The 7784-nt window shown below is 60.2% G+C and carries 4 protein-coding genes; all 4 read left to right on the top strand.

Annotated elements, in window-relative coordinates; translation table 11 throughout:
* The coding region (locus IDH44_RS26055; RefSeq protein WP_190921744.1) for a dynamin family protein at nucleotides 1-1906 on the top strand (1906 nt) is incomplete at its 5' end.
* Nucleotides 1907-3162: 1256 nt separating this feature from the next.
* Nucleotides 3163-4956, top strand: coding sequence for an ABC transporter ATP-binding protein (locus IDH44_RS26050; protein WP_190921743.1), 1794 nt, complete (start codon nucleotides 3163-3165; stop codon nucleotides 4954-4956).
* Nucleotides 4953-6785: an ABC transporter ATP-binding protein gene (locus tag IDH44_RS26045; protein WP_190921742.1), complete on the top strand. Its 1833-nt coding sequence runs from the start codon at nucleotides 4953-4955 to the stop codon at nucleotides 6783-6785. The genes IDH44_RS26050 and IDH44_RS26045 overlap by 4 nt, the downstream gene beginning before the upstream one ends.
* A 376-nt stretch (nucleotides 6786-7161) precedes the next feature.
* Nucleotides 7162-7482 carry a YfjL-like protein gene (locus tag IDH44_RS26040; RefSeq protein WP_190921741.1) on the top strand — a complete coding sequence of 107 codons (321 nt, stop codon included), beginning with the start codon at nucleotides 7162-7164 and terminating at the stop codon, nucleotides 7480-7482.
* The last annotated feature ends 302 nt before the right edge of the window (nucleotides 7483-7784 follow it).

Raw genomic sequence — 7784 nt, 5'->3', positions numbered from 1 at the left:
GCTGCTCGGACCGCAGCGCGCCTCCGCGGAGCTGCTCGAGCAGGCGGCAGCGCTCCTCGCGCCGCACGCGCCGCTGCAGGCCGCGGCGCGCGGCATGCGCGGCAAGGCCGAGCGGCTGCGCGAGAGCCGCTTCACGATCGCGCTCTTCGGCGCCTTCAGCGCGGGCAAGTCCTCGCTCGCCAATGCGCTGATCGGCGACACCGCCTTGCCGGTCTCGCCCAATCCGACGACCGCCGCGATCAATCGGATCGTGCCGCCGGATGCGGAGCATCCGCACGGCACCGCGCGGATCGCGATGAAGTCGCGCCCGGCGATGATGGAGGATATCCGGTACTCGCTGGCGTTGCTCGGCGAGCCTGACGATACGACAGACGAGGCGGCGCTGCTGCGCCGGATCGGCGCCTTGCGCCCGGATGCGCTGCATCCCGGCGGTCGGCCGCACTACAGCTTCCTCAAAGCCGTGCACGAGGGCTGGGACGCGCAGGCCGAGCGGCTCGGCGGCGAGCTGCACGTCGACGAGGCGGAGTACCGCCGCTTCGTGGCGGAGGAGGCCCGCTCCTGCTTCGTGCAGGAGATCGATTATTATTACGCTTGTCCGTTGACCGCGCAGGGCATCGTGCTCGTCGACACGCCGGGCGCAGATTCGGTCAATGCGCGCCATACGGGCGTCGCGTTCAACTACATCAAGAACGCGGACGCGATTCTGTTCGTGACCTATTACAACCACGCCTTCTCGCAGGCGGACCGCCAATTCTTGCTGCAGCTCGGTCGCGTGAAGGATCAGTTCGAGCTGGACAAAATGTTCTTCCTCGTCAACGCCGCCGATCTGGCCGCGGACGACGAGGAGCTGGAGGCGGTGCTCGCTCACGTCGGCGAGCGTCTCGTCCAGCATGGCATCCGCCAGCCGCGGCTGTACCCGGTGTCGAGCCTGGAGGCCATCGATGCCAAGGCCGCGGGCGATCCGCAGAGGCTCGAAGCGTCCGGCCTGGCGGCGTTTGAGTGGGCGTTCCGCGCCTTCACGGCCGGCGAGCTCGGCCGATTGTCGATCGAAGCCGCCGCGCGCGATATCGGCCGGGCGTGCGACGCCGTCGCCGATTGGCTCGCTTCGGCGCAGGGCGACGCGGCTTCGCGCGCTGCGCGCCGCGACCGGCTCGCGGAGGCGTCGGAGACGGCGCTGCAGGCTGGAGCCGCATTGCTGGAGGATGCGCCATACGAGGCGGTTGCCGCGGAGCTGAGCGAGCTGCTTCATTATGTCGTGCAGCGGCTGCAGTACCGCTTTGGCGAGCACTATGGCTATGCCTTTAACCCCTCGGTGCTGCAGGACGACGGCCGTGACCTCAAGAAGATGCTGTGGGGCTGCTGGCTCGAGCTGCAGCGGCTGCTGCAGTCGGAGCTGTCGGAGGAGCTGCTGGCGACCTCGCTGCGGCTGGAGAAGCTGATCGGCCGCAGGCTCGCCGGACTGTACAATGCTGCAGTCGACGCCGCTGCTGAGCGGCTCGACGGCCTGCAAGCGTCCGAGCCGGAGCTGCCAGAGCTGCCGACGGCCGAGCTTGGCGCCCCTTGGGAGACCGATGCGGTCGAGCGGCGGCTGCTTGCCGCCGACTTCAAAAATCCGCGCCACTTCTTCGAAGGTCCAGGCCGCGGCGCGCTGCGCACCGCGCTGGAGGCGCGCGTACTGCCGACGCTGCAGCGGCATGTGGAGGAGGTGCGCGAGCGCTGGCTCGCCGCGTACAAGGCGCATTGGAACGAGCAACTGCAGCGTGTCGCCTCTGTCCTGCGGGCCGAGATCGAGACGCACCATGCGCGCGTCGCGGCGTCGCTGGAGAGCCGGATCGATCCGGCGGAGCTGCAGCGGCTGCTGGAGGCGCTCCAGCGCCTCCGTGGCGCTGCCGAGCGGGACCGCTAGCGCCGCCCGCCTCTTAGAATAGGAAGCGCGCACCCGGCCGCTGGTACCAATAAGCGCAAAATGTGAGGTTAGACGGCGGAGTTCAGCCCAGCAGCGGAAATAAGCGCAAAATGTGAGGTTAGACGGCGGAATTCGGTCCAGCGTCGGAAATAAGCGTAAAATGTGAGCTTAGACGGCGGAATTCGGCCCAGCGTCGGAAATAAGCGTAAAATGTGAGGTTAGACGGCGGAATTCGGTCCAGCGTCGGAAATAAGCGTAAAATGTGAGCTTAGACGGCGGAGTTCGGTCCAGCGTCGGAAATAAGCGTAAAATGTGAGCTTAGACGGCGGAGTTCGGTCCAGCGTCGGAAATAAGCGCAAAATGCGAGGCTGCACGTCGAATCGGCTCCAGCGTCGGAAATAAGCGCAAAATGTGAGGCTATACAGGCGGATTCGGTCCAGCGTCGGAAATAAGCGCAAAATGTGAGGTTAGACGGCGGAGTTCAGCCCAGCAGCGGAAATAAGCGCAAAATGTGAGCTTAGACGGCGGAATTCGGTCCAGCGTCGGAAATAAGCGCAAAATGTGAGCTTAGACGGCGGAATTCGGTCCAGCGTCGGAAATAAGCGTAAAATGTGAGCTTAGACGGCGGAATTCGGCCCAGCGTCGGAAATAAGCGCAAAATGTGAGGTTAGACGGCGGAATTCGGTCCAGCGTCGGAAATAAGCGTAAAATGTGAGGTTAGACGGCGGAGTTCGGTCCAGCGTCGGAAATAAGCGTGAAATACGAGGTTGCACAGCAGGATTCGCCCTAACGGCGAAGGGCCTGCATACGCTCGTTCGACCGCAGTCCTGTTGCCGGAAGCCGTCGCCGAACGCCGTCGCCGAACGCTGGGAGCGGCGCGCTAGCAGCTGTACGCTGGGAACTGCGCGCGAAGAGAAATTCCGTTATCGCCGATCATTATAGTTGCTTTAACGTGCTTATTTTTTACACGCAAGCGGGCATCGCCTTCATGGATTAACGATATCGTTTAGCACCGTCTTTCCCGATTGTTTTCGGGAGAAGACGGTTTTTTTCTGCACCGATCAAAATGCGAGCAATTGGGGGATGCCAAGCACCAATTCGGATGATTTGCAAGAATACCCCCCCAATCTCTATTTGGAATGTGAACTTTCCGTGTCACACTCCCCAAAACGGACGTTCGCGCCGTTTGCCGACATGAAGGGATGCTGTTAAGATTCTTTCAGGTTCATAAATTGGAAATCGGGGAGAGAACTCACTTGGACGTCTTTAAACAGCTGAAGGACTTTTATTGGCCGGAGCGCAAGCTGCTGGCCGCGTCGATCGTCGCGCTCGCGGTCGCGACGGCGCTTGGCTTGGTCTACCCGAACCTGCTGCGCGTGCTGATCGACGATGTCCTGATAGCGGAGCAGTATCAATGGGTGCCGACCATCGCGCTCACCGTCGTCGGGGTTATCATTCTGAAGGCTTCGATGCAATTTGTCCACGGGTTTTTCGGCGGACGGCTGGGCAACCGGGTCGCGTACCGCTTGCGCAATGCCTGCTACGAAAAGCTGCAGCGACTCTCTTTCCCGTATTACGACACGGCCAAGACCGGCGACCTGATGTCGCGTCTGACCGCGGATCTGGAGGCGATCCGGCAGTTCATCGGCTTCGGCTTCGCGCAAATTCTGAACATGCTGATGATGGTCGTCTTCGGCGCGGCGATGATGGTCTCGATTCACTGGCAGCTGACACTGATGACGTTCGTGACGATTCCGCTGCTCGCCTTCACGGCGCTGCGCTTCGAGAAGCGCATCCATCCGGCGTTCCAGGAAATGCGGCTGGCGATGAGCCATCTGACGACGGCAGTGCAGGAGAATATCACCGGCGTGCGCACGGTCAAATCGTTCGCCCGCGAGCCGCACGAGGTCGACAAGTTCCTCGTCCGCAGCGAGGAGTACAAGGCGAATCAGCTGCGCGCCTCGCGCATCTGGGGCAATTACTTCCCGGTCATGGAGCTGCTGGCCAGCCTGTGCATCGTCATGCTGCTCGTGGCGGGCGGCTCGCTCGTCATCCGCGGTTCGCTGCAGCTCGGCGAGCTGGTCGCCTTCTTCAGCCTCATCTGGTACATCGTTCAGCCGATGTGGCAGCTCGGCTTCCATATCAACAACTACACGCAGTCCAAGGCATCGGGCGAGCGGGTGCTGGAGCTGCTGCATCAATACGAGCACGTCCGCAATCCGGAGCATCCGGCGCGGCTCGAGCCCGATCAGGTCAGGGGCCACGTGCAATTCCGCGACGTGACGTTCCATTATCCCGACAAGCCGCCGGCGCTGCGCGACTTCAACCTCGACGCGCCTCCGGGCAAGGTGATCGGGCTGCTCGGCGGCACGGGCTCCGGCAAGTCGACGGTCGTCCAGCTGCTGATGCGGGCGTACAACATTCAGAAGGGCTCGATCACGCTGGACGGCCGCGACATTCGCGAGCTCGAGCTGACCGAGCTGCGCTCGCCGATTGCGACAGTGTTCCAGGAGACGTTCCTGTTCTCCGCCTCGATCCGCGACAATATCGCTTACGGCAGCCCTGATGTCAGCGACGAGGCGATTATCGAGGCGTGCAAGCTGGCCAAGGCGCATGACTTCATCATGGAGCTGCCGCTCGGCTACGACACCGTCGTCGGCGAGCGCGGCCTCGGCCTCTCCGGCGGGCAAAAGCAGCGGATCGCAATCGCTCGCGCGCTGATCAAAAACCCGCGCGTGCTGTTCCTCGACGACGCGACAAGCGCCGTCGACATGGAGACCGAGCACGAGATCCAGGCCGGCTTCAAGACGCTGATGCAGGGCCGGACGACATTCATCGTCGCGCACCGCATCTCCTCGCTCAAGCATGCCGACGAGATCCTCGTGCTGGAGCAGGGCGTCGTCGTGCAGCGCGGCACGCACGAGGAGCTCCTGGCGCAGCGCGGGCTGTACAGGGAGACGTACAATACGCAATACGCGGACCGTCCGGCCGATTCGCCGGCAGCGGAGGCCGCACCAACCTATGATCAGGGAAGAAGGGCTGTACAGTGAGCGAGCAAGCGGCTCGGACCGCGAATAAGCGCAATCGTTTCGTCTATCAGGACGACGAGCTGATCGAGAAGCCGTTTAACTGGGCGCAGATCAGACGACTCTTTACGTATATGCGACCTTATGCCAAGCAGCTGCTGCCGATCATCATCGTCATGATGGTGCTCGGCACGGCGACCCGGCTGGCGATCCCGGCGCTGATCGCCTACGCGATCGACCATGCCATTTATCCCAAGGACGGCAGCTCGGGCAGTCTCTCGCTGCTGTATTGGATCGCGGGTATCGCCTTCGCGCTCTATCTGGTGCAGTGGGGGGCCAATACGTTCCGCATCCGCTATACGAACCTGATCGGCCAGCGCATCATTTTCGACTTGCGGCAGCACTTGTTCAGCCATATTCAGAAGTTGTCGTTCCGCTTCTTCGACAAGCGCCCGGCGGGCTCGGTGCTCGTCCGCGTCACCAATGACGTCAACGCGCTGCAGGACCTGTTCACCAACGGGGTCGTCAACCTGATGATGGACTGCGTGCAGCTCGTCGGCATCGTCGTCATCCTGCTCGTGCTCAACGTCAAGCTCGGCCTGGCGGTCATGATTACCGTGCCGCTCATGTTCATCGTCTCCTCCAGCCTGCGGCGCCGCATTCGCACCGCGTGGCAGGACGTGCGGATGAAGCAGTCGCGCATGAACGCGCATCTCAACGAGAGCATCCAGGGCATCCGTGTCACTCAGGCCTACGTACAGGAGCAGAACAACACCGCTTACTTCGACAATATGAACAAGTCCAATATGTTCGCCTGGCACAGAGCGTCGGCGCTCAATCAGTCGTTCGGCCCGGTCATCGAGGTGACCTCGGCGATCGGCATGCTGATCCTGTTCTGGTACGGCTCGCATCTGGTGCAGACGAGCGCGATCACGATCGGGGTGCTCGTCGCCTTCGCCAATTATATCGGCAACTTCTGGGACCCGATCAACCGGCTCGGCCAGATGTACTCGCAGCTGTTGATCGCCATGGCCTCGTCGGAGCGGATCTTCGAGTTCATCGACGAGGAGCCGACGGTCGGCGAGCGGCCGGATGCGAAGCGGCTGCAGGAGATTCGCGGCGACGTGACCTTCGAGGACATTGTATTCGAATACGAGAAGGACCGCCCGGCGCTGAAGAATATTCGGCTTGACGTCAAGGCGGGGCAGTCGATCGCGCTCGTCGGCCATACCGGCTCGGGCAAGAGCACGATCATTAACCTGCTGTGCCGGTTCTACGACCCGGTGCAGGGGCGAGTGCTGATCGACGGCCAGGACATCCGCGACGTGACGGTCGAGAGTCTGCGCTCGCAGGTCGGGATCGTGCTGCAGGATACGTTCATCTTCTCCGGCTCGATCCGCGACAACATCCGCTTCGGGCGGCTGAATGCGACGGACGAGGAGGTCGAGCTGGCGGCGCAGGCGGTCAATGCCCACGACTTCATCCTGTCGCTGCCGGACGGCTACGACACGCAGGTGCAGGAGCGCGGCAACAGTCTGTCGATGGGCCAGCGTCAGCTGCTGTCGTTCGCCCGCGCGCTGCTCGCCGATCCGCGCGTGCTCATTCTCGACGAGGCGACGGCCAGCATCGACACCGAGACCGAGCTCAAGATTCAGGAAGCGCTCAAGACGCTGCTGTTCGGACGGACCTCGTTCATCATCGCGCATCGGCTCTCGACGATCCGCCATTGCGACAACATTGTCGTGCTCGATCACGGCGTTATCATGGAGCAAGGCGACCACGACGAGCTGATGCGCCAGCAGGGCATCTATCACGGCCTGATCGAGGCGCAGTACCGCTTCCTGTCGGCTTGACGGAGGCATGGGCGAAAGAGATCAGGCGTGTGCGAATGTGGGGCGTGCATCGGTTCTTCGGCGTCTCGGCGTCAGGGCTGCTTGGAAGGCAGGAGGGCTTCCTGTACGGCACGAATGCAGCATGGACGATATGAAGCTGTAAGGACGGCACGAGGCTGATGGATGGCATGAGGGCGGCGTGTACGATCTATTATATCTTTTAACAGAGCCGGTCGCAGGTTAAGCTGCGACCGGCTCTTTGGTTGGAAGAGGAGGGAGCAGGAGGAAGCTGCCGCCATTACATGGCCATGGCGTATTCGACGGCAAGTTTCGACAAATTATGCAGGGTGGGCATGTTACTCTATTTGATATTGAAACAATGCAAGGGGGAATTAAAGTGAAAGTCCTGCGAAAAATCAAAAAGGCGCTGCCCCTGCTTATTTTTCTTTCAATCCTATGGGGAATTTTATATTTTTTTATTGGTAATCCGATTAAGTATTACACATTGAAAAACGAATTTCGTTCGTACCTTGAAGAAACGTATGACCAGGAATTTACGGTCGGAAGAATTACCTTTGATATGATGCACCGATCATATCATTCTTCTGCGACTGATTCTGAAGGAGTGGATTTTTATGTAGGACAAGACAATAAAACAAAACAAATTGAGGATGCTTATGAGTACGAATTAGAAAGGCTGAAAAACGGAGAACGATAAACCAGAAGCAGAGAGAATAACAATTGAACATTTCAGAAGATTTAATGAAATTATATTTGTTTTAGGAGCCATTCCTGTAATGAAGTAATTTGCTCTTTGAAAACAGAAAGCGCCTCTTGTTATACTGGGAACCGTTCGGCCAGAACAAATCCCAAAACGAAAGAGGCGCTCACTATGAAGTATAAGATGAGGCAGAAACAGAATCAACGAATTACACGAATTACCGAATCGACATTGGTTGTCGGTGCGGACATTGCCAAGAAAGTGCATGTAGCTCGGGCGGTAGATTTTCGCGGGATTGA

It is taken from the genome of Paenibacillus sabuli (assembly GCF_014705605.1).
GTDB lineage: Bacteria > Bacillota > Bacilli > Paenibacillales > Paenibacillaceae > Paenibacillus_D > Paenibacillus_D sabuli.
Note: the sequence above shows the minus strand (reverse complement) of the source record. Positions and strands in the feature narration are given on the sequence as shown.